The 18,688-nt window shown below is 72.0% G+C and carries 18 protein-coding genes; 8 read left to right on the top strand and 10 right to left on the bottom strand.

Annotated elements, in window-relative coordinates:
• The first annotated feature begins 1 nt into the window (after position 1).
• Both ABIC29_RS14095 and ABIC29_RS14090 read left to right on the top strand, forming a co-directional pair.
• Positions 2 to 1,033 (top strand): hypothetical protein, encoded by a 1,032-nt coding sequence (locus ABIC29_RS14095; protein ID WP_354246289.1) that lies wholly within the window; start codon positions 2 to 4, stop codon positions 1,031 to 1,033.
• Positions 1,034 to 1,133: 100 nt separating this feature from the next.
• Positions 1,134 to 2,501 (top strand): MATE family efflux transporter, encoded by a 1,368-nt coding sequence (locus ABIC29_RS14090; RefSeq protein ID WP_116080208.1) that lies wholly within the window; start codon positions 1,134 to 1,136, stop codon positions 2,499 to 2,501.
• On the opposite strand, the gene ABIC29_RS14085 is transcribed toward ABIC29_RS14090, so the two are convergent.
• Both ABIC29_RS14085 and ABIC29_RS14080 read right to left on the bottom strand, forming a co-directional pair.
• On the bottom strand, positions 2,488 to 3,708 hold the full coding sequence (locus ABIC29_RS14085; RefSeq protein ID WP_354246286.1) for an amidohydrolase: 1,221 nt from the start codon (positions 3,706 to 3,708) through the stop codon (positions 2,488 to 2,490). The two genes, ABIC29_RS14090 and ABIC29_RS14085, sit on opposite strands and share 14 nt — an antisense overlap.
• Positions 3,709 to 3,785: 77 nt before the next feature.
• Entirely contained in the window at positions 3,786 to 4,889 is a 1,104-nt protein-coding gene (locus tag ABIC29_RS14080) for a LacI family DNA-binding transcriptional regulator (RefSeq protein ID WP_116080204.1), read from the bottom strand.
• A 151-nt stretch (positions 4,890 to 5,040) separates the two neighbouring features.
• On the opposite strand from ABIC29_RS14080, the gene ABIC29_RS14075 reads away from it, so the two are divergent.
• The gene (locus ABIC29_RS14075; RefSeq protein WP_354246283.1) at positions 5,041 to 5,805 is read left to right on the top strand and encodes an SDR family NAD(P)-dependent oxidoreductase; all 765 of its coding nucleotides are present in this window, start codon (positions 5,041 to 5,043) and stop codon (positions 5,803 to 5,805) included.
• Positions 5,806 to 5,836: 31 nt separating this feature from the next.
• Here ABIC29_RS14075 and ABIC29_RS14070 read toward each other — a convergent pair whose 3' ends face one another.
• Entirely contained in the window at positions 5,837 to 7,012 is a 1,176-nt protein-coding gene (locus tag ABIC29_RS14070) for a glycine C-acetyltransferase (protein ID WP_116080201.1), read from the bottom strand.
• Positions 7,013 to 7,014: 2 nt separating this feature from the next.
• Positions 7,015 to 8,058, bottom strand: a complete 1,044-nt coding sequence (gene tdh / locus ABIC29_RS14065; RefSeq protein WP_354246280.1) for an L-threonine 3-dehydrogenase — start codon at positions 8,056 to 8,058, stop codon at positions 7,015 to 7,017.
• A gap of 321 nt (positions 8,059 to 8,379) precedes the next feature.
• Between tdh and ABIC29_RS14060 the strand changes: the two genes are divergently transcribed.
• From ABIC29_RS14060 to ABIC29_RS14050, 3 genes are read left to right on the top strand one after another with little or no spacing between them, the layout of a single operon-like run.
• On the top strand, positions 8,380 to 9,705 hold the full coding sequence (locus ABIC29_RS14060; RefSeq protein WP_116080197.1) for an MFS transporter: 1,326 nt from the start codon (positions 8,380 to 8,382) through the stop codon (positions 9,703 to 9,705).
• 9 nt (positions 9,706 to 9,714) lie between these two features.
• A complete protein-coding gene (gene nucS / locus ABIC29_RS14055) occupies positions 9,715 to 10,410 on the top strand; it encodes an endonuclease NucS (RefSeq protein WP_354246276.1) in 696 nt (231 codons plus the stop codon).
• Positions 10,410 to 11,258: an SMP-30/gluconolactonase/LRE family protein gene (locus ABIC29_RS14050; RefSeq protein WP_354246273.1), complete on the top strand. Its 849-nt coding sequence runs from the start codon at positions 10,410 to 10,412 to the stop codon at positions 11,256 to 11,258. The genes nucS and ABIC29_RS14050 overlap by 1 nt, the downstream gene beginning before the upstream one ends.
• 95 nt (positions 11,259 to 11,353) lie before the next feature.
• Here ABIC29_RS14050 and ABIC29_RS14045 read toward each other — a convergent pair whose 3' ends face one another.
• Positions 11,354 to 12,208, bottom strand: a complete 855-nt coding sequence (locus ABIC29_RS14045) for a fumarylacetoacetate hydrolase family protein (RefSeq protein WP_354246270.1) — start codon at positions 12,206 to 12,208, stop codon at positions 11,354 to 11,356.
• A 79-nt stretch (positions 12,209 to 12,287) separates the two neighbouring features.
• Positions 12,288 to 13,274, bottom strand: coding sequence for a C-terminal binding protein (locus ABIC29_RS14040; RefSeq protein ID WP_354246267.1), 987 nt, complete (start codon positions 13,272 to 13,274; stop codon positions 12,288 to 12,290).
• A gap of 90 nt (positions 13,275 to 13,364) precedes the next feature.
• Here ABIC29_RS14040 and ABIC29_RS14035 point away from each other — a divergent pair, with 90 nt between their 5' ends.
• On the top strand, positions 13,365 to 14,114 hold the full coding sequence (locus ABIC29_RS14035; RefSeq protein ID WP_354246264.1) for an SDR family NAD(P)-dependent oxidoreductase: 750 nt from the start codon (positions 13,365 to 13,367) through the stop codon (positions 14,112 to 14,114).
• Positions 14,107 to 14,445 carry a nuclear transport factor 2 family protein gene (locus ABIC29_RS14030; protein WP_354246261.1) on the top strand — a complete coding sequence of 113 codons (339 nt, stop codon included), beginning with the start codon at positions 14,107 to 14,109 and terminating at the stop codon, positions 14,443 to 14,445. Before ABIC29_RS14035 ends, ABIC29_RS14030 begins: the two co-directional genes overlap by 8 nt.
• A 47-nt stretch (positions 14,446 to 14,492) precedes the next feature.
• Here ABIC29_RS14030 and ABIC29_RS14025 read toward each other — a convergent pair whose 3' ends face one another.
• The 4 genes from ABIC29_RS14025 to ABIC29_RS14010 are packed head-to-tail and all read right to left on the bottom strand — an operon-like array spanning position 14,493 to position 18,582.
• Entirely contained in the window at positions 14,493 to 15,281 is a 789-nt protein-coding gene (locus ABIC29_RS14025; RefSeq protein WP_354246258.1) for an SDR family NAD(P)-dependent oxidoreductase, read from the bottom strand.
• A gap of 21 nt (positions 15,282 to 15,302) precedes the next feature.
• Entirely contained in the window at positions 15,303 to 16,403 is a 1,101-nt protein-coding gene (locus ABIC29_RS14020; RefSeq protein ID WP_354246255.1) for an enolase C-terminal domain-like protein, read from the bottom strand.
• A complete protein-coding gene (locus ABIC29_RS14015; protein WP_116080180.1) occupies positions 16,400 to 17,155 on the bottom strand; it encodes an SDR family NAD(P)-dependent oxidoreductase in 756 nt (251 codons plus the stop codon). The genes ABIC29_RS14020 and ABIC29_RS14015 overlap by 4 nt, the downstream gene beginning before the upstream one ends.
• Positions 17,152 to 18,582, bottom strand: coding sequence for a hypothetical protein (locus ABIC29_RS14010; RefSeq protein WP_354246514.1), 1,431 nt, complete (start codon positions 18,580 to 18,582; stop codon positions 17,152 to 17,154). The genes ABIC29_RS14015 and ABIC29_RS14010 overlap by 4 nt, the downstream gene beginning before the upstream one ends.
• Positions 18,583 to 18,688 lie beyond the last annotated feature (106 nt).

Below are 18,688 nucleotides of genomic sequence, written 5' to 3'. Positions count from 1 at the left end.
GATGGATGTCTCGCTCCCCGCGTCCGACGGCGGCTACGTCGACGATGCCGTGCAGGCCCTGCAGACCTCGTCGGTCTATATCGCACCAGACGCGACCGGCGTCGACGGGCAGGCGCTTCAGGCGCAGCTCGTCGATCAGATCGGGAGCGACTCGATCGGCATCGCGGTGCTCTCGCCGAACGCCGAGCTGGAGGACACCGGGCCGAACATCGCCATCCAGCTGGGTCAGCAGACGGGCTACGACACGATCATCGTGGCGATAGGCGACGACCTCTCGGCCGCGTCGAAGGTCAGCCCGCTCGCGGGCGGTGAGGCGATGCGCATCGCGAACGTGGCCGAGGAGAACTCGGACAGCGTCGAGGCGGCACTCACCACGACCGTGCAGGGTGTGCAGGCGGCAGAGCCTGCGGTGTCGGGAGCGACGGCCGGCGGCGGCGGGCTCGTGCTGGGGCTCGCGATCGGCGCGGCGGTCATCGTCGCCGGTGCCGGTGCGGCGTTCGGGGTGATCCGCGCGAGGCGACGCCGCGGGGCGCTCGACGGCCGGCTGCCAGAGCCGATCCGTCGGCACGTCGCGACGCTGCGATCGCTGGACACGGCCTACGCGCAGGTCGGCGCCGCGGGCAACCAGGTGGCCGCGCAGACCGCGACCGACATCGCGGGCATCGCGGTGAACGTCGAGGAGCTGTTCGCGCGCCTCGACCAGCGCAGCGGCGCCGACCAGCGCGGACTCGCCGCCATCGAGCTCGATGCCACGCTCCGCAAGCTCACGGCGGCGCTCGACCGCGACTACCTGCTCGACATCCTCACGCACCCGCAACTCTGGGACGACCCCGAGGAGCGCGTCCGCGAGGTGCGCACCGCCGTCACGGCCGTGTCCGAGGACCTCGTGCAGAACATCCGGCAGGTCAACGCGCGTCGCGGGCTGCACTTCCAGGTCTCGCTCGACGGCCTCATCGGCAAGCGAGCGGAGTTGCAGGAGTGGGAGCGCGCGTTCGAGCGCGCGGCCGACGAGGGCCAGCCCCCGCCCACGTGAGCGGCGTCGCGACGCACCGGTGGCGTCGCCGGCGTCGGCGTCTGCGTCGCCGGGCGAGCGGATGCCGCGACGGCCGCCAGGCATAGGCTCGAGTCCGCACATGGACGCCGAAACCCCGCCCCCAGCTCCCCCGTCGCGCACGGTCGACCGCGACATCCTGCGGCTCGCCGTCCCCGCGCTCGGCGCGCTCATCGCCGAGCCCCTGTTCCTGCTCGCCGACACGGCGATGGTCGGCCACCTGGGCGCGACGCCGCTCGCGGGTCTCGGCATCGCGAGCGCGGTGCTGCAGACGATCATCGGGCTCATGGTGTTCCTCGCCTACGCGACGACGCCGATGGTGGCTCGCCGCCTCGGCGCGGGCGACGAGCGCGCGGCGGTCTCCGCGGGGGTCGACGGCCTGTGGCTCGCGGCCGGGCTCGGTGCGGTGCTGGCGGTGCTCGGGTGGTTCGCGACCCCGTGGCTCGTCGGCGTGTTCGGCGCGTCGCCCGAGGTGTCGGCCGCGGCATCCTCGTACCTGTCGATCTCGATGCTGGGCCTGCCGGCGATGCTGCTCGTGTTCGCCGCGACGGGCCTGCTGCGCGGACTGCAGGACACCACGACGCCGCTCTGGGTCGCGGGCATCGGGTTCGCCGCGAACATCGCCCTGAACTTCGCGTTCATCTACGGGCTCGGCTGGGGCATCGCCGGGTCGGCGGTCGGCACGGTGATCGCGCAGTGGGGCATGGTGCTCGTCTACGTCGTGGTCATCGCGCGGCACACCGCACGCGTGGGGGCGAGCCCGTGGCCGCATCACGCGGGCGTGCTGCGCGGGGCGGCATCCGGCGGCTGGCTGTTCCTGCGCACGCTGAGCCTGCGCGCGGCGCTGCTGCTCGCGACGTGGGCCGCGACCTCGCTCGGGCCAGACGAGCTCGCCGCCTACCAGGTGGCCATCACGATCTACTTCACGCTCGGGTTCGCGCTCGACGCGCTCGCGATCGCGGCGCAGGCGCTGATCGGCAAGGGCCTCGGCGAGGGCGACGTCGAGCAGGTGCGGGCCGTGCTGCGCCGGTGCGTGCAGTGGGGGGTCATCTCGGGCGTCGTGCTCGGCGCCCTCGTCATCTCGACCGCATGGGTGCTGCCGGCGCTCTTCACGTCATCGGCCGAGGTCGCGGCGCTGCTGCCGCCCTCGCTCGTGGTGCTCGGCCTCTCGGCGCCGCTCGGCGGACTCGTGTTCGTGCTCGACGGCGTGCTCATCGGCGCCGGCGACGCCCGCTACCTCGCATGGACCGGCCTCGTGAACCTCGCGGTGTTCGTGCCGCTCGCGCTCGGCACGACCTGGTGGGCCGAGTCCGCGGGCCTGCCGAGTGCGACGGCGCTCGCGCTGCTCACAGCGGCGTTCGCCATCGGCTACCTCGCCGCTCGTGCGGTGACGCTGTCGCTGCGGGCGCGCGGCGCCGCGTGGATGGTCACGGGCGTCACCGCACGCTGAGCCATTCGCGGGCGGCGGCCACGAGCGCCGCGACCCCGACCTCGAGGGTGGGTTCGATGAGCGGCGCGAAATGCGGTGAGTGGTTCGACGGGATGTCCTCGGGCATGCGCCCGGTCTTCAGCGCGTCGCCGAACAGGGAAGGGTCCGAGCCGCCCAGGAACCAGTAGACGAGCGGAACCCCGGCCGCCGTCGCGAGCACGCCGACGTCCTCGCTGCCCGAGACGATGCCGGGGTCGATGACGCGCTGGGCCCCGAACGCGGTGCGCAGCGCCGCCGCGGTGCGCGCCGTCGCCTCCGGGTCGTTCACGGTCACCGGGAACCGTTCGTCGTACGACAGCTCTGGCGGCATCGGGGCGCCGGCGGCCACGGCCTCGGCCTGCACGATCCGCTCGATGGCGCCGAGCACCTTGGTGCGCACGGACTCGTCGAAGGTGCGCACGCTCAGCCCGAGCGTCGCCTCGGCGGGGATGATGTTGTTCTTGCTGCCGGCGTGCAGCTGCCCGACCGTGACGACCGCGGCATCCGTCGGCGCGACCTCCCTGGCGACGATGCCCTGCAGGCGAACCGTCGTCGAGGCCGCGAGGTACACGGGGTCGACCGTCGTCTCGGGGCGCGACCCGTGCCCGCCCGTGCCGTGGATGCGGATGTTGATGGAGTCCGCACCGGCCATCGCCGGGCCGGCGTGCAGGCCGATGAATCCCGCAGGGAACGGCGCCACATGCTGGCCGAGGACGACGTCGGGCCTCGGCACGCGCTGGTAGAGGCCGTCGGCGACCATCTCCTCGGCGCCGCCGCCCCACTCCTCGGCCGGCTGGAAGAGCGCGACGAGCGTGCCCGACCACGAGTCCCGCTCGGTCACGAGCCGCTCGGCCGCGCCGAGCAGGCAGGTCACGTGCACGTCGTGGCCGCAGGCGTGCATCACCGGCACCTGGTGGCCCTCGTGGTCGATGCTCGTGGCCTCACTGGCGTACGGCAGGCCGGTCGCCTCGAGCACGGGCAGCCCGTCCATGTCGGCACGGAGCAGCACCGTCGGGCCGTCGCCGTTGGCGAGCACGCCGACGACGCCGGTGCGCCCGATGCCGGTGGTCACCTCGAGGCCGAGCTCCGTGAGCGTCTCGGAGACGATGGCGGCGGTGCGCTGCTCCTGGAACGAGAGCTCGGGGTGCCGGTGGAGGTCGCGATAGACGGAAGCGAGGTCGATGGCCATGCCGCCAGCCTAGGCAGCCGCGATCCGCTCATGCGGGCGGATCGAGCGCGGGTCGGCGCGGCGCGGGGCGGGGCGGGTCAGCGCGCGCGGGGCGGGGCGGTGGTGTCGCCGATGTGCAGCACGCTCGTGAAGCAGCGCGAGGCGGGCGCGTCGCCCCCGTCTTCGGCGAGCATGCGCACGACCGCCTCGCCGGCCGCCCGCCCCTTCGCCACGGAGGGCTGCACGAGGGTCGTCAGGTCGTGCTGCAGCCCGTCGACGCGGATGCCGTCGAAGCCGACCACGCTCACCTCGCCGGGCACGGCGACGCCGAGCTCCTCTGCGGCCTGCAGCACGCCCGCAGCGAGCAGGTCGCTCTGCGCGATGATCGCGGTGGGTCGGGTCGCCGGGTCGGCGAGCAGCACGCGCCCGGCTTCGAGGCCCTCCTCGATCGAGCTCGCGGCGGCGGAGCGTCCGGTCGCGTTCGGGAACACCTCGCGAGCCCCGCGCAGGCGTTCGCTCGCCGTGTCGGACGTGCTGCCCGCCTCGAGCGCCGCGGTGAGCGGGCCGCGCGTTCGGGCGGGGTCGAGCGGGAGGGTCACGATCGCGGCATCCGCGTGCCCGAGGTCGCGCAGGTGCTGGGCGCCGCGGCGGGTCGCGTCGCGGTTGTCGATCGAGATCTCGGGGATGTCGGAGCCCGCGGCACCCTCGATGGCGACGGTCGGGATGCCGCGGCGGCGCAGCGCGGCCACGGTCTGGCCGAGCCTGGGGCTGCAGCCGACGAGCACGACGGCGTCGACCGGGGCGTTCTCGACGCTGAGCGCCGGGGTGGCGACGATGCCGTCGGCGGTGTCGACGACCGGCAGGTCGGCGGCGCCGACGTCGGTGAGGAGGAGCAGTCCGGCACCGAGCGGGGCGATGCCCTCGGTGATGCCGTCGAGCATCTGGATCTTCACGGGGTCGAGGAACGCGGTGCGCACGCGCTGCTCGAGCACCACGCCGACGATGCCCGAGCGTCCGCGCCGAAGCGACCGGGCGCGGGGATCCGGGCCGGCGTAGCCGAGTTCGGCGGCCGCGGCGAGCACGCGCTGCTTCGTGGCATCCGACACCGGGCCCGATCCGCTGAACGCGAGCGAGGCCGTGGAGGCCGAGACGCCGGCGCGCGCCGCGACGTCACTCAGGGTCGGTCTGGCGGACTCGGACATGCGCGGGCATCCTCTGACGGCGGGTCGGCGGGGGTCGCCGGTACGCCCGATCATAGGTCATCGACCTCGAATCGATTCGAGAGGCGGATGTCGCGCGCGTGCGTGAATCTCCCGTTCACGCCCGAATCCGGCTGCCGCCTAGGCTGGCCGCATGTCGAAGACCGCACTCATCACCGGTGCGAGCTCGGGCCTCGGAGCCGAGTTCGCGCGCCAGCTCGCCATGACCGGCGCGGACCTCGTGCTCGTGGCGCGCGACCGCGACGCGCTCGACGGGCTGGCCGACCGCCTCCGCGCGAAGTACGGCGTCGGCGTCGAGGTGCTGCCGGCCGACCTGCTCAAGCGCCGGCACCTCGCCAAGGTCGTCGCGCGCGTGGCCGATGCCGAGCGCCCGATCGACCTGCTCGTGAACAACGCCGGGTTCGGGCTGCCGCTCGACTTCGCCGCGAACGACATCGACGACGAGGTGAAGCACCTGCACCTGCACGTCGAGGTGCCCATGCGGCTGAGCCATGCCGCACTCGGGCAGATGCTCCCCCGCGGGCGCGGACGCATCATCAACGTCGCCTCGGTGGCCGGGTTCATCCCGCGTGCCACGTACGGCGCGTGCAAGGGCTGGCTCATCAGCTTCAGCCGCTGGGCGAACGACCGGTACGCGGCGCGGGGCGTGACGACGACGGCCGTCTGCCCCGGCTACACGCACACGAACTTCCACGAGCGCATGGGCCTCGCACCGGGCAAGGAGGGCGTGCCCGCATGGATGTGGCTCGACGCCCGCACGGTCGTCGCAGAGGGCCTGCGCGACGCGGCGCGCGGCAAGGGCGTCTCCGTGCCCTCGCTGCGCTACCGCGCGCTGATCACCCTCACGCGGCTGGTGCCGGCCTCCGTCGCGATCCGCTTCGGCGAGCACGGGCGCTGAGCCGCGAGCGCCTGCCCGGGGCATCCGTCCGTCAGACCGAGGCGCGCGCCTCGACGAACGCGGCGACGCACCGACGGATCTCGTCCTCGGAGTGCGCGGCCGAGAGCTGCACGCGGATGCGCGCCGCCCCGCGTGGCACCACCGGGAACGAGAACGCCGTCACGTAGACGCCGCGCTCCTGCAGCAGTTCGGCCATGCGCGCCGTCACGACGGCATCGCCGAACATGACGGGCACGATGGCGTGCTCGCCCGGCAGCAGGTCGAATGCGGCATCCGTCATCAGCGAGCGGAACAGGGCGGCGTTGGCGTTCAGGCGCGACCGCAGCTCGCCCGACGACTCGAGCAGCGAGAGCGCCTCGAGCGTGCCGGCGACGATCGCGGGCGCGAGCGTGTTCGAGAAGAGGTAGGGGCGGGCGCGCTGTCGCAGGAGGTCGACGATCTCCTGCCGGGCCGCGACGTAGCCCCCGGATGCCCCGCCGAGCGCCTTGCCGAACGTGCCGGTCGTGATGTCGACCCGCCCCTCGACGCCGCAGAGCTCCGGCGTCCCCCTGCCGTGCTCGCCGACGAAGCCGACGGCGTGCGAGTCGTCGACGAAGACGAGGGCGCCGTACCGGTCGGCCAGGTCGCAGATCTCGGCGAGGGGCGCGATGTAGCCGTCCATCGAGAAGACGCCGTCGGTGACGATGACGCGGCGACGGGCGTCGGATGCGAGCTCGAGCTGCGCCTCGAGGTCGGCGAGGTCGCGGTTCCGGTACCGGTGCCTGCGAGCCTTCGAGAGCCGGATGCCGTCGATGATCGACGCGTGGTTGAGCTCGTCGGAGATGATCGCGTCGTCGGGTCCGAACAGGGTCTCGAAGACGCCGCCGTTGGCGTCGAAGCACGACGAGAAGAGGATCGTGTCGTCGTACCCGAGGAACTCCGAGACGCGCCGCTCGAGCTCGAGGTGCTGCTCCTGCGTGCCGCAGATGAAGCGCACGCTTGCCAGGCCGTAGCCCCACTCGTCGAGTCCGCGATGCGCGGCCTCGACGATGCGCGGGTCGTTCGCGAGGCCCAGGTAGTTGTTCGCGCAGAAGTTCAGCACCTCGTGCCCGGCGACCGACACCTCCGACGACTGCGGGCCGAGGATGCCGCGCTCGCGCTTGGTGAGCCCCGCCGTGTCGATCTCGTCGAGCTCGGCCCGCAACTGGTCCTTCACCGATCCGTACATGCCTACGCCTCCGTCCAGTCGAGGATGACCTTGCCGACGCCGGCCGACCTGGCCGTGTCGAATGCCGCCCGCCATTCGCGGGCGGGGTACCGCTCCGAGATGATCGACGCGACGCGCTCGCCCAGCACGGGACTCGTCTGCAGCATCGCGCTCATCGAGTTCCACGTCTCGAACATCTCGCGCCCGTAGATGCCCTTCACGGTGAGCATGTGCGTGACGACCTTGCCCCAGTCGATCGCGTAGGGCTCGCTCGGCAGGCCCAGCATCGCGATGCGGCCGCCGTGGTTCATGTTCTCGATCATCTCGGGCAGTGCGCGCGGCGAGCCCGACATCTCGAATCCGACGTCGAAGCCCTCGCGCATGCCGAGCCGGGCCTGCACGTCGGCGACGCGTTCGCGCGAGACGTCGACGACGGCGTCGGCGCCCGTCGACCTGGCGAGCTCGAGGCGGGCCGGCGAGACATCCGTCGCCACGATGAAGCGGGCGCCGACGTGGCGCGCGACCGCGATCGACATGAGGCCGATGGGGCCGCACCCGGTGACGAGCACGTCCTCGCCGACGACGGAGAACGCGAGGGCCGTGTGCACGGCGTTGCCGAAGGGGTCGAAGATCGCGCCGACCTCGGGCTCGACGGGGGCGTGATGCACCCAGACGTTCTCGCCCGGGATCACGATGTACTCGGCGAACGCGCCGTCGCGGTGGAGTCCGACGCCGAGCGTGCGGATGCACATCTGCCGGCGCCCGGCGCGGCAGTTGCGGCACATGCCGCAGACCACGTGGCCCTCGCCCGAGACCGTGTCGCCGATCGAGATGTCGTGGACGAGGGGGCCGACCTCGACGACCTCGCCGAAGAACTCGTGCCCGGGCACGAGCGGGGTGGCGATGTTCGACGCGGCCCAGTCGTCCCACGCCTCGATGTGCAGGTCTGTGCCGCAGATGCCGGTGCGGAGCACCCGGATCTTCACGTCGGCGGGGCCGGGAACGGGCTCAGGTCGGTCGGTGTACTCGAAACCTGCGCCGGGTGCGCGCTTGAAGAGGGCCTTCATCGAAACCTCGTTGTTCGGTGCAGGGCCGCTGGGTGCGGCGGCCACTGCGAAGTGGTCCGGTGGGTGCGCCGGATGGCACAGCCATCGTATCGGGCACGGTCGAACGGTGGCGGGCCGGGCGCCCGCCGGGGTCAGAGGTCAGGGCGCCGCAGCCGCACCGTGCGGCCGGACGGCCCGTGTTGCGGCGGCCGGACCCGGTCGATAAGGTTTCGGGAGGTCGCTATCGAATCGATTCGATTCCTCACCGGCCACGACCCACCCCGGCGGCCGTTCCGACGACGCCGCCCGCGGCATCCCGCCCCCGACAATGAAGCCGAGCACATGAGCGCACCAACCACGACCCGCCGAGGACTCACCGCCTGGCGCAACGCCGTCTTCGCGATCTTCTTCCTCTCGGGACTGAGCCTCGCGAGCTGGGTCGCGCGACTTCCGGAGGTGCGCGACGAGACCGGGCTCAGCACGCAGGGCGTCGGGCTGGTGATCCTCTCGGGCTCGATCGCCTCGGTCATCGGCCTCATCGCCGCGCCCCCGCTCATGGCCCGCTTCGGCGCCCGCATCGGCATGGCCGGCACGCTCATCGCCGTCTCGACGGGCCTCGTGCTCATCGGCATCGGCGGATCGCTCGCCCCCTCGGTGCCGATGATCGCGATCGGCCTCGCCTTCGCCGGGTTCGGCAACGGCGCGGTCGACGTCATGATGAACGTCGAGGGCGCAGAGGCCGAGCGTGAGATCGGCCGCACGGTCATGCCGCTCATGCACGCGTTCTTCTCCTTCGGCACGGTCGCCGGTGCCGGCATCGCCGCCGCCGCAGCCGCCCTCGACGTCGTCGTGTTCGCCCACCTCGGCGTCATCGCCGCCCTCATCGCGGTCGGCGCCGTGATCGCGGTGCGATTCGTGCCGCATCGCACCGAACTCGGCGACCCGGCCGACGTCGCCGCCGACGCCGCAGGACGAGCGGATGCCGCACCGGCCCGCCCGTGGACCGAGCGACTCCGCGACAGCCTGAAGGTGTGGGGCGACGTGCAGCTGCTCCTCATCGGCGTCATCATGCTCGGCATGTCGTTCGCCGAGGGATCGGCGAACGACTGGCTCACCCTCGCGGCCGTCGACGGCCACGGCCTCGAGCCCGCGGCAGGCGCCGCCGTCTTCACGGTCTTCGCCGTGTCGATGACCACCGCGCGCGTGCTCGGCGGGCCGCTCATCGACCGCTTCGGGCGCGTGCTCACGCTGCGCGTGCTCGCCGCGACGGGCGTGCTCGGCCTCAGCATGTTCATCTTCGGCAGCGAGCTCTGGGTGATCATCCTCGGCACCGTGTTCTGGGGCGTCGGCGCCTCGATGGGCTTCCCGGTCGGCATGTCGGCCGCGGCCGACGTTCCCGACCGCGCCCAGGCCGCGGCCCGCGTGAGCGCCGTCGCGATCATCGGCTACTGCGCGTTCCTCGTCGGCCCGCCGTTCATCGGGTTCCTCGGCGAGCAGTTCGGGCTGCTGAACGCACTGCTCGTGATCCTCGTGCTCATGGTGATCGCCGGACTCGCGGCGCCCGCGGCGCGCGAGCGGTCGAACAAGCCGGGTGCGACGGGCGTCGAGGAGCACCCCGACGCGACGGGCACCTCTGGCGGGGCCTCCGCCGCGGCATCCGACGCCTAAACTCGACGGGTGCGTCTCGTCATCGCCCGCTGCTCCGTCGACTACGCGGGGCGGCTCTCGGCCCATCTCCCACTCGCCCAGCGCCTGCTCATGGTCAAGGGCGACGGCTCGCTGCTCGTGCACTCCGACGGCGGCAGCTACAAGCCGCTCAACTGGATGAGCCCGCCGTGCGTGCTCGAGACCGTCTCGCCCGATGAGGCGCAGGCCGCCGCCGGCGTCGTCGAAGTCTGGAAGGTCACGCACAGGAAGACGGCCGACCAGCTCATCGTGTCGATCCACGAGGTGCTGCACGACTCGACCCACGAGCTCGGCATCGACCCCGGCCTGCAGAAGGACGGCGTCGAGGCGCACCTGCAGAAGCTGCTCGCCGAGCAGATCGAGCTCCTCGGCGACGGCCACCGGCTCGTGCGCCGCGAGTACATGACGGCCATCGGCCCGGTCGACATCCTGGCGACGGATGCCTCGGGCGGCTCGGTCGCGGTCGAGCTCAAGCGCCGCGGCGACATCGACGGCGTCGAGCAGCTCACGCGCTACCTCGAGCTCATGAACCGAGACCCGCTGCTCGCGCCCGTCACCGGCGTGTTCGCAGCCCAGGAGATCAAGCCGCAGGCGCGCACGCTCGCCGAGGACCGCGGCATCCGCTGCGTCGTGCTCGACTACGACGCGATGCGCGGACTCGACGACAGCGACTCGCGCCTGTTCTGATGCGTGCGCAGAACGCGACCGGCCCGATCGCGCACCACGCCGAGGGTCCGGTCTGGTGGCCAGGATGGGGCGGCCTCCGGTACGTCGACCTCTCGGCGGGCGACCTGTTGACCATCAGGGATGACGGGGTTCAACGACTCGCGACGGGTTCGCCGGTCGCGGCCTTCGTGCGACCTCGCGCCTCGGGCGGCTACGTCGTCGCGATCGAGCGGGGCATCGCGCTCAGCGACCACGTCGACGAGGCGCCCGATCGCGCGATCGAGCTCTGGGGCGACTCCGGCGTGCGTGCGAACGACGGCGCGACCGACGCGACCGGACGCCTCTACGTCGGCTCGATGGCCTACGACGCGACGCCGGGCGCGGGCGCCCTCTTCCGCATCGACGCCGAGTTGGGCCGGCGCCGCGTGCTGGCGGACGTCACCATCTCGAACGGGCTCGCGTTCTCCCCCGACGGCGCTCGGGCGTACTACGCCGACACCGCGACCGGACGGGTCGATCGCTTCGACCTCGTCGATGGCGAGCTCGCGCATCGGCGCCCGTTCGTCGTGACCGAGGCCGTCGACGGCATGCCCGATGGCCTCACGGTCGCCGCAGACGGCAGCGTCTGGGTCGCGTATTGGGGGGCTTCGGTCGTGCGGGGCTTCGACGTCGACGGCACGCAGATCGCGTCGATCGAGCTTCCGGCCACGCAGGTCAGCGCCTGCACGTTCGGCGGCGACGACCTCGACCAGCTGTACATCACGACGTCCCGCCAGGACCTCTCCGATCACGAGCAGCCCGAGGCCGGATCGGTGTTCGTCGCCGAGGTGGGGGTCCGCGGCGTCCCCGTGGTTCCGTTCGCGGGCTGACCGGGACGTCCGATCCGTGCCGGAGCGAACCGCATGGGCGCAGACGTGATGACCTGAGCCGGGCAGGGCAGGCAGGGTCGGGCCCGGCTCAGGAGTCAGCGGCGAGCGCGCCGCACCGCCTGGGTCTGCTCGCCGAGACCGTCGATCCACATCGTCATCTCGTCGCCGTCGGCGAGATACGGGAACCGTCCTGACAGCGCCACTCCCTCGGGCGTCCCCGTGTTCACGAGGTCGCCGGGCTCGAGCACCATGTACTGGCTGAGCTCCCAGACGATCGTGCCGGCATCGAAGATCATGTCCGCCGTTGTCGAGTCCTGCCGCACGTTGCCGTTGACCGAGGAGCCGAGCCGCAGCGATCGTTCGTCGAGCTCGTCGGCGGGCACGAGCGCCGGCCCGAGCGGGTTGAACGTCTCGGAGCACTTGCCCTTCGACCACTGCCCCCCGGAGACGACGAGCTGCGCATCGCGCTCGGAGACGTCGTTCGAGATGGTGTAGCCGGCGATGCAGGCCCGCCCCTCCTCCACCGACTCGAGATAACGCGCGCGGCGCCCGATGACGAGGGCGAGCTCCACCTCCCAGTCCGTCCGCACGGCGCCGGGTGGCAGCAGCACCGTGTCATACGGCCCGACGACCGTGTTCGGATGCTTGAAGAAGACGACCGGCTCGGTCGGCGGCTGCGAGCCGCCCTCTGCGGCATGGGCCGCGTAGTTCATGCCGATGCAGATGACCGCACCCGGTCTGGCGACCGGCGGACCGATCCGGAGGCCGCTCCAGCCCTCGACCTCCGGCAGGGTCCCGGCGGCGAGCGCGGCCCGCACCCGCTCGATGCCGTCGGCGGCCAGGAACGCACCGTCGAGATCATGCGTCAGGCCATCGAGCCCGAAGACGCGACCGTGCTCGCGCACGCAGGGCCGTTCGGCCCCCTCGGCGCCGAGGCGTAGCAGTTCCATGTGGTCTCCTCTCGGGACACCGCGAGTTGCGGCGGATGCGGTGCGCGGCGCCTTCGCGTGCGCATGCGGTGAGCGGCGGTCAGCGCACGGGCCGTCCGAGCAACACCTCGGGGTTCACGATGGAGCCGACCCGGCGCCCTGCCAGGAAATCGATCACGTTGGTCGCCGCGTGCACTGGGAGATCGATGAGCGCCGCGGGCGAGAACCATGCCGCGTGGGGCGTCAGCATCACGGAATCGAACGCGCGCAGGCGACTGTCGGCCGGCAGCGGCTCGAACGCGAAGACGTCGAGCGCGGCACCCCCGAGGTGCCCGGACTCGATCGCATCGGCGAGCGCCTCCTCATCGATCAACGGCCCTCGACAGGTGTTGACGATGACGGCGCCGGCCTTCATGGTCGCGATGGATGCCGCGTCGAGCAGGTGGGTGGTCTCCGCGGTGAGCGGCGCGTGCAGGGTGAGCAGGTCTGCCTCGGCGATGGCATCGGCGAGCCCGACCGGTGTGTGTCCGGCCGCAGTGATGAGGTCGTCGCCGGCGTACGGGTCGGCGACGAGCACTCGGAAGCCCAGTGCCGCGCATCCGGCGGCCACGAGCGAGCCGATCCGTCCGAATCCGATCACCGAGACGGTCGAGGTCGACGGCCTGGTCGCCATGGGCCGCGCCGTGACGGCCGACCATGCGCCGGATCGCACGCGCCGATCGTAGGCGGCGAGTCCCCTGGCCTGCCCGAGCAGCATCGCGAGCGTGTGGGTCGCGACCTCCTCGATGCAGTAGCTCGGGGTGTTCGCGACGGCGATGCCGCGCTCTGTGGCGGCGGCGACATCGATCATGTCGTAGCCGATTCCGAGCCTGCTGATGAATCGGACGTTCGGCATGCGGTCGAGCAGTTCGCCGGTGATCGGGGCCCACTGCACGACGAGGGCGGTGGCGTCGGCTCCAGCGGAGACGATCGCTTCGGGGTCGGGGTGCGGCGACCGGGTGGCGACGAGGCCCGCAGCTTCCAGCGTCTGCTCCACGGACGCGCCGGGCAGATCGCAGTCGGTGACGAGGACATGGTCGGATCGCATGCAGCAAACGCTATAGCATCTAGCATTCTTTGGCGAGTCGGTTCACGGTCCGAACCCTCCCCGCAGGGATATTGCTATAGCGTTTAGGCCATGACTCTTCGACGCGCACTCATCACCGGGGCGAGCTCCGGCATCGGCGCCGCCACCGCGATCGAGCTCGCCGCGCAGGGCTACTCGGTCTGGCTCACCTACGCCGGAGGCGCCGATGCCGGCGCCCGGGTCGCCGACGAGTGCCGGCGGGCCGGGGCATCCGATGTGCGCCTCTCGCGCCTCGACCTGCGCGACCCGGCCTCGATCGACACTCTCGTCGCCGAGGTGACGCGCGAATGGGGCGAGCTGCATGCCCTCGTCAACAACGGCGGCGTCTGCCCGTATCGCCACTTCGACGACATCGACATCGACGAGTGGGACGCCGTGATGGAGACGAACGGGCGCGGCACGTTCCTGCTCTCACGCGCGAGCCTGCCCCTGCTTCGTGCGGCGGAGGGCGATCGATCGATCGTGAACCTGTCGTCCATCGCGGGCCAGGTCGGCGCGCTCCAGACGGGCATGCACTACGCCGCGAGCAAGGGCGCGATCCTCGCGATCACCCGCAGCTTCGCCCGCCACCTCGCCGCCGAGGGCATCCGCGTCAACGCGGTGACCCCCGGTCCCGTGGCGAGCGCCATCACCGACCAGTTGAGCGACGACGGCCGCGCGGCGCTGAGTGCCGGGATTCCGCTGGGCGCGTTCGGCGAACCCGATCAGGTCGCATGGACGATCGCCTCGCTCATCTCACCGCGAGCCGGCTTCGTGACCGGTGCCACCTACGACGTCAACGGAGGCGTTCGCATTGACTGACCACCGCACCGCACTCGCCACCGTGGAGGCGCAGCTCGACGCCTTCAACGCCGGAGACCTCGACGCGTTCGCGGCGACCTACGCCGACGATGCCGTCGTGACCGGCGTCTCACCGTCGGCGATCGTCGGCAGCGACGAGCTCCGAGCCTTCTACGGCCCGCGACTCGCGAATCCCGACCTCAGCTGCGTCATCGAGGAGACGGTGCTCTTCGGAGATCGATGGGTGGTCGCTCGCGAACAGGTCGTCAATGCCGGAATCCCGACCGAGACGATCGCCACCTTCGATGTCGTGAACGGCCGTATCGCACGCGCGTCGATGTTGAAGGGCTGACGCGTTCTCCGGCTCCTCCTCAGCCGGACGGATGCCACGGCCGCCCGTCATGGCGCGATGCCGTACCGAGCGCCGAGCGACGGGTCGAGGCTGGGGTCCCCGAACGACGAGGTCCATGCGCCGTCGACCGCGATCGACTGTCCGCTGACGTAGGCGGCCTCGTCGCCCAGCAGGAAGGCGGTGAGCGCCGCGACCTCGCCCGCCTCCGCGATGCGGCGCATCGGCGGACCCTCGGCGAGCGCGCGCTCCTCGGCCGCGGGATCGGCGGCCGAGGCGATCTGCGCCTCGAGGTGGGGCGTGCGCACCCCGCCGGGCGCAACGGTGTTGGCGCGGATGCCGAGCGGGCCGTACGTGACCGCGATGCTCCGGGAGAGGGCGTCGATGCCGCCCTTCGTGAACTCGTACGCGGCATGGTCGGCGAAACTCGCGCGGCCGTGGATCGATCCGACGTTCACGATCGATCCTCCGCTCGTCTGCGCGATGAAGGCGTTGACCGCCGCGGCGGCGCCCCAGAGGTAGCCGAGGCCGTTGGTGTCGACGACCTGACGGACGATCGCCTCGTCGAGTTCGTGCAGCGGCGTGCGCTTGGTGATGCCGGCGTTGTTCACCCACCCGCCGAGGGGGGCCAGGCCACGAGCGACCCGGGCCGCCTCGTCGTGCACGCCGCGGTCGGCGGTGTCGCCCTGCACCACGGCGCGGCAGGTGCCCGCCTCGAGGGTGCCCGAGCCCGGGGTGCGCTCGATGCCCACGACGATCCAGCCATCGCTCGTGAGACGTTCGGCGATCGCTCGGCCGATGCCCTTTCCGCTGCCGGTGACGACGACACTGCGTTCCATGCCTGCCTCCATTCCTGCGACTCAGTGTGCCGCGAAGTCGAACACGGCGGGATCGAACGAGAAGCCGAGGCCCGGCTCTCGACCGGGCACCGCCCGGCCCCCATCGAACGACGGCCCGCCGACGATGAACGTCGACGCCGGATCGTACGGATTGCCCGCCCGGTTGAAGGTCTCCACCCCGATGCCGAGGTGCGCGGTCACCTCGGGATACACGTGACCCGAGACGGGGGTGCCCCGTTCCTCGGCCCACGCGATGAGCTCGAGCGTCGGCGTGATGCCGCCGACCGCGACCGCGTCGATTCGGAGCACGTCCACCGCATCGGCCTCGACCAGCGCGCGCAGGACGGCAGGGTCTGTGACCTCGTCGCCGACCGAGACCGGCCACCCCGACTCGCGCCGGATGCGAGCGCAGCCGGCCACGTCCTCGGGGAGCAGCGGGTCCTCGAGCCATGCGAGGCGAGGCTCGCCCCACTGGCGGAGCTCGGCGAGCGCGTCATCGGCGTCGCGCCAGCCGAACCCGACGTCGACGACCAGGCCGGTCGACGCCGGCAGTTCGGCGTTCAGCACGGCGAGCAGCTCGCGCATGAATGCGGGGTCGGGCGACCGTGAGATCTTGACCAGGGACCACCCCTCGCGCGCCTGCGTCACGACCTCGTCGACGACGTCCGCCACGCTGCGCCCGGGCCGGGGGTATGCGGCGACGAGCATCGTCTCGCGCGGCGCATCACCCGTACCGAGCACTTCCCAGAGCGGTCGGCCGGCTCGGCGAGCCGCAGCATCCCACAGGGCGATGTCGACGAGGCCGATCGCGCGGCGGACGAGCCCGACGCGACCGACGATCGCGCTGCCGCGCAGCATCCGCTCCCAGACGGCCGGCACGTCCGCGGCATCCGCTCCGATCGCGTGGGGCGCCACGAGTCGCTCGACGATCTCGGCCATCGGAGCCTCCCGCGTGAGGCAGTACGCGAGGCCGTGACTCCCGTCGCCGACCGCGACGCGCACGGCCGCGTACTCGCGTCGGTGCACCGTCATCGCGCCGAGTCGCAGCGGCTCCGGCAACGGCAGGGCCGCCGTGATCGTGTCGATCGAGGAGACCGAGGCACCGGCGGCGGTCGCGGTCATTCCGGCTTCTTCGCGAGCGGGATGCCGTAGTCGACCATGAAGCCGCCGTCGACGTAGAGCGTCTGGCCGTTCATGTAGCTCGCCTGGTCGGAGACGAGGAAGCTCACCGCAGCCGCGACCTCACTCGCCTGGGCGAGCCGCTTCGCCGGGATGCGCTCGAGGATCGTGTCGAGGCTGAGCGTGCCCGCCTCGATGCCCTGGCGGAACACGCCCGTGTCGACGTATCCGGGCGCGACCGCGTTGACCCGCACGCCGCGCGCCGCCCACTCCGCGCCCGCGGTCGAGGTCAGCCCGATGACGGCCGCCTTCGTCGTGGAGTACGGAGCCCGCCCGGCCGAGCCGCGTGCCGACACCGAGGAGATGTTGACGATGCGGCCTCCACCGGCGGGGAGCATGTGGCGCCCGGCGGCCTGCAGGCACGCGAAGACGCCGTTGAGGTTGACGTTCACGACAGCCGACCATTCGGTCCATGTGAGGTCCTCGATCGCGCGGTGGCGTTGGATGCCCGCGTTGTTGACGAGCACGTCGAGCCCGCCGAACTCCTCGGCGATGCCGTCGAAGACCCGACTCACGGCGGCGTGGTCGGTGACGTCGAGCTCGCGCCAGAGCACGTCGGGCTGCTCGGCCGTGCGGCCGGGCACGAGGTCGGCGGCGATGACGCGATAGCCGTCGGCGAGCAGGCGAAGAGCGATGTCCCAGCCGATGCCGGCGGCACCTCCGGTGACGATGGCGGTCTGGATGCGTTCGGTCATGCGGATTCCTCGGGGTCGGGGTCGGTCGGTATGGCGGTGGAGATGGCGTGTTCGGCGAGTGCCCTCGGCGTGCCGAGCAGGTCGGCGACGAGTGCGCCCGCGTGCGCCTCGAGACGCTCGAGCGATCCGGGGGCGAGGGGGGTCTGCCAGGCCTGATAGGCGCCGCGTTCGTAGGCGTCCCGTGTGGGCAGGTAGACGAAGCCCGGCCCGTTGGTGAGGTTGACGACGGTGATCGGCACCCCCGGGAATCGGCTGCGCAGGGTGGTCTGCAGGCGCGAGTACGCCTCGCCGGGGTGCGCGACGACGACGCCGTCGCCGAGGCGCCACGCCCAGACCGGATGCTGCACGGTCGGTCCGTCGATGTACCCGTCGCGCAGGTTGCGAGCCCGGCCGAGGCGCTCCCCGCGACTGCGCGCATCGATGCCCGCCCACTCCTCGGCGAGCTCGTCGAGCGTCTTGAGCTGGGCGAGTTCGAGCTCGACGGCGGCGGAGCGGGCCACCGCTCCGCCACTCGAGTGGGCCGCGACGGGCTGCCACATCGCGAGCGGCGCGCCCGACTCCACGATGCCGCTCAGCTCGAGCTCGGTGCCGATCGGCGGCATGCCGGCGAGGGCGGCGAGCACCGCGTGTCCGAGCGAGGCTCCGTGCCGATCCGCCGCCGCGAGGTCACCGGTGTACTGCCGACGGGGTGCCAGCTCACCGGAGGCGCCCTGCAGGAACACGCACGGCGCGCCGGTGGCCTCCTCGACGACCGCGCGCATCGCACCGACGTAGTCGGGAGAGACGAGCTCGTTCTGCCATGCGAGCGTGGTCGGATGGCACGCGTAGTTCACGATCGTGCCGATCACCTCGTCTCCGGAGGTCAGCCGCCCCACGAGCACCGTGTCGTCGGCCACCACTTCGGGGTTGTGCCCGACGAGCGCTCGGCCGTCGATGTCGAGCTCACGATCGCCGGCCAGCGCGCATCGGCCCGTGACCCACTCGAGGCGAGCGGATGCCGCAGCCCCGAGCGCCTCCCGCCCGGCCTCGATGCCCGCATCGGCGAGGTGGTCGAGGTAGGCGGGAATCAGCTCGCCGCCTTCGAGACCGGCGTCGGCCGTGCAGAGCACCGGACCGGCATGCGTGTGCGAGAGGGAGAACAGCAGTCGTTCGGGCGCGAGGTCGAGTGCATCGAGGATCGCTCCGCGCACGCGCCACTCGTCATCGACCCGGCGCCACCAGGTGCCGTCGACCGCGATGATCACCAGCGCACCCTCGGCATCGTCGATCGCGACCGCCGTGAGGGTCATCGAACGGTGATTGCCGGCGGACGCGTTCCAAGCGGCAGGGCCCCAATTGCGGGCGCGGATGCCGACGGGCGGCGTGACGTCGCGTCGTGCGACGCCGATGCGGCCGGTGAAGGCCGGAGCGGGCAGTCGTTCTCCCATGACGGTCACGTGCCGGCCTCCTCCTGCTCGGTCGTGCTGACTGACCGAGATCGACGATTTGCTATAGCAAATACAGTAGCCTGCGGTGGACGTCCACATGCGCGGC

The organism is Agromyces sp. PvR057 (assembly GCF_040547485.1).
In the GTDB taxonomy this organism is placed as follows: Bacteria; Actinomycetota; Actinomycetes; order Actinomycetales; family Microbacteriaceae; genus Agromyces.
This window is presented reverse-complemented; position numbering and strand designations above follow the sequence as displayed.

What these genes read in the sequence shown, in the direction of transcription:
- ABIC29_RS14095 (WP_354246289.1), top strand. Translation starts at nt 2, where the DNA reads ATGGATGTCTCGCTCCCCGCGTCCGACGGCGGCTACGTCGACGATGCC.
- ABIC29_RS14090 (WP_116080208.1), top strand. Translation starts at nt 1,134, where the DNA reads ATGGACGCCGAAACCCCGCCCCCAGCTCCCCCGTCGCGCACGGTCGAC.
- ABIC29_RS14085 (WP_354246286.1), bottom strand. Translation starts at nt 3,708, where the DNA reads ATGGCCATCGACCTCGCTTCCGTCTATCGCGACCTCCACCGGCACCCC.
- ABIC29_RS14080 (WP_116080204.1), bottom strand. Translation starts at nt 4,889, where the DNA reads ATGTCCGAGTCCGCCAGACCGACCCTGAGTGACGTCGCGGCGCGCGCC.
- ABIC29_RS14075 (WP_354246283.1), top strand. Translation starts at nt 5,041, where the DNA reads ATGTCGAAGACCGCACTCATCACCGGTGCGAGCTCGGGCCTCGGAGCC.
- ABIC29_RS14070 (WP_116080201.1), bottom strand. Translation starts at nt 7,012, where the DNA reads ATGTACGGATCGGTGAAGGACCAGTTGCGGGCCGAGCTCGACGAGATC.
- tdh (WP_354246280.1), bottom strand. Translation starts at nt 8,058, where the DNA reads ATGAAGGCCCTCTTCAAGCGCGCACCCGGCGCAGGTTTCGAGTACACC.
- ABIC29_RS14060 (WP_116080197.1), top strand. Translation starts at nt 8,380, where the DNA reads ATGAGCGCACCAACCACGACCCGCCGAGGACTCACCGCCTGGCGCAAC.
- ABIC29_RS14050 (WP_354246273.1), top strand. Translation starts at nt 10,410, where the DNA reads ATGCGTGCGCAGAACGCGACCGGCCCGATCGCGCACCACGCCGAGGGT.
- ABIC29_RS14045 (WP_354246270.1), bottom strand. Translation starts at nt 12,208, where the DNA reads ATGGAACTGCTACGCCTCGGCGCCGAGGGGGCCGAACGGCCCTGCGTG.
- ABIC29_RS14040 (WP_354246267.1), bottom strand. Translation starts at nt 13,274, where the DNA reads ATGCGATCCGACCATGTCCTCGTCACCGACTGCGATCTGCCCGGCGCG.
- ABIC29_RS14035 (WP_354246264.1), top strand. Translation starts at nt 13,365, where the DNA reads ATGACTCTTCGACGCGCACTCATCACCGGGGCGAGCTCCGGCATCGGC.
- ABIC29_RS14025 (WP_354246258.1), bottom strand. Translation starts at nt 15,281, where the DNA reads ATGGAACGCAGTGTCGTCGTCACCGGCAGCGGAAAGGGCATCGGCCGA.
- ABIC29_RS14020 (WP_354246255.1), bottom strand. Translation starts at nt 16,403, where the DNA reads ATGACCGCGACCGCCGCCGGTGCCTCGGTCTCCTCGATCGACACGATC.
- ABIC29_RS14015 (WP_116080180.1), bottom strand. Translation starts at nt 17,155, where the DNA reads ATGACCGAACGCATCCAGACCGCCATCGTCACCGGAGGTGCCGCCGGC.
- ABIC29_RS14010 (WP_354246514.1), bottom strand. Translation starts at nt 18,582, where the DNA reads ATGGGAGAACGACTGCCCGCTCCGGCCTTCACCGGCCGCATCGGCGTC.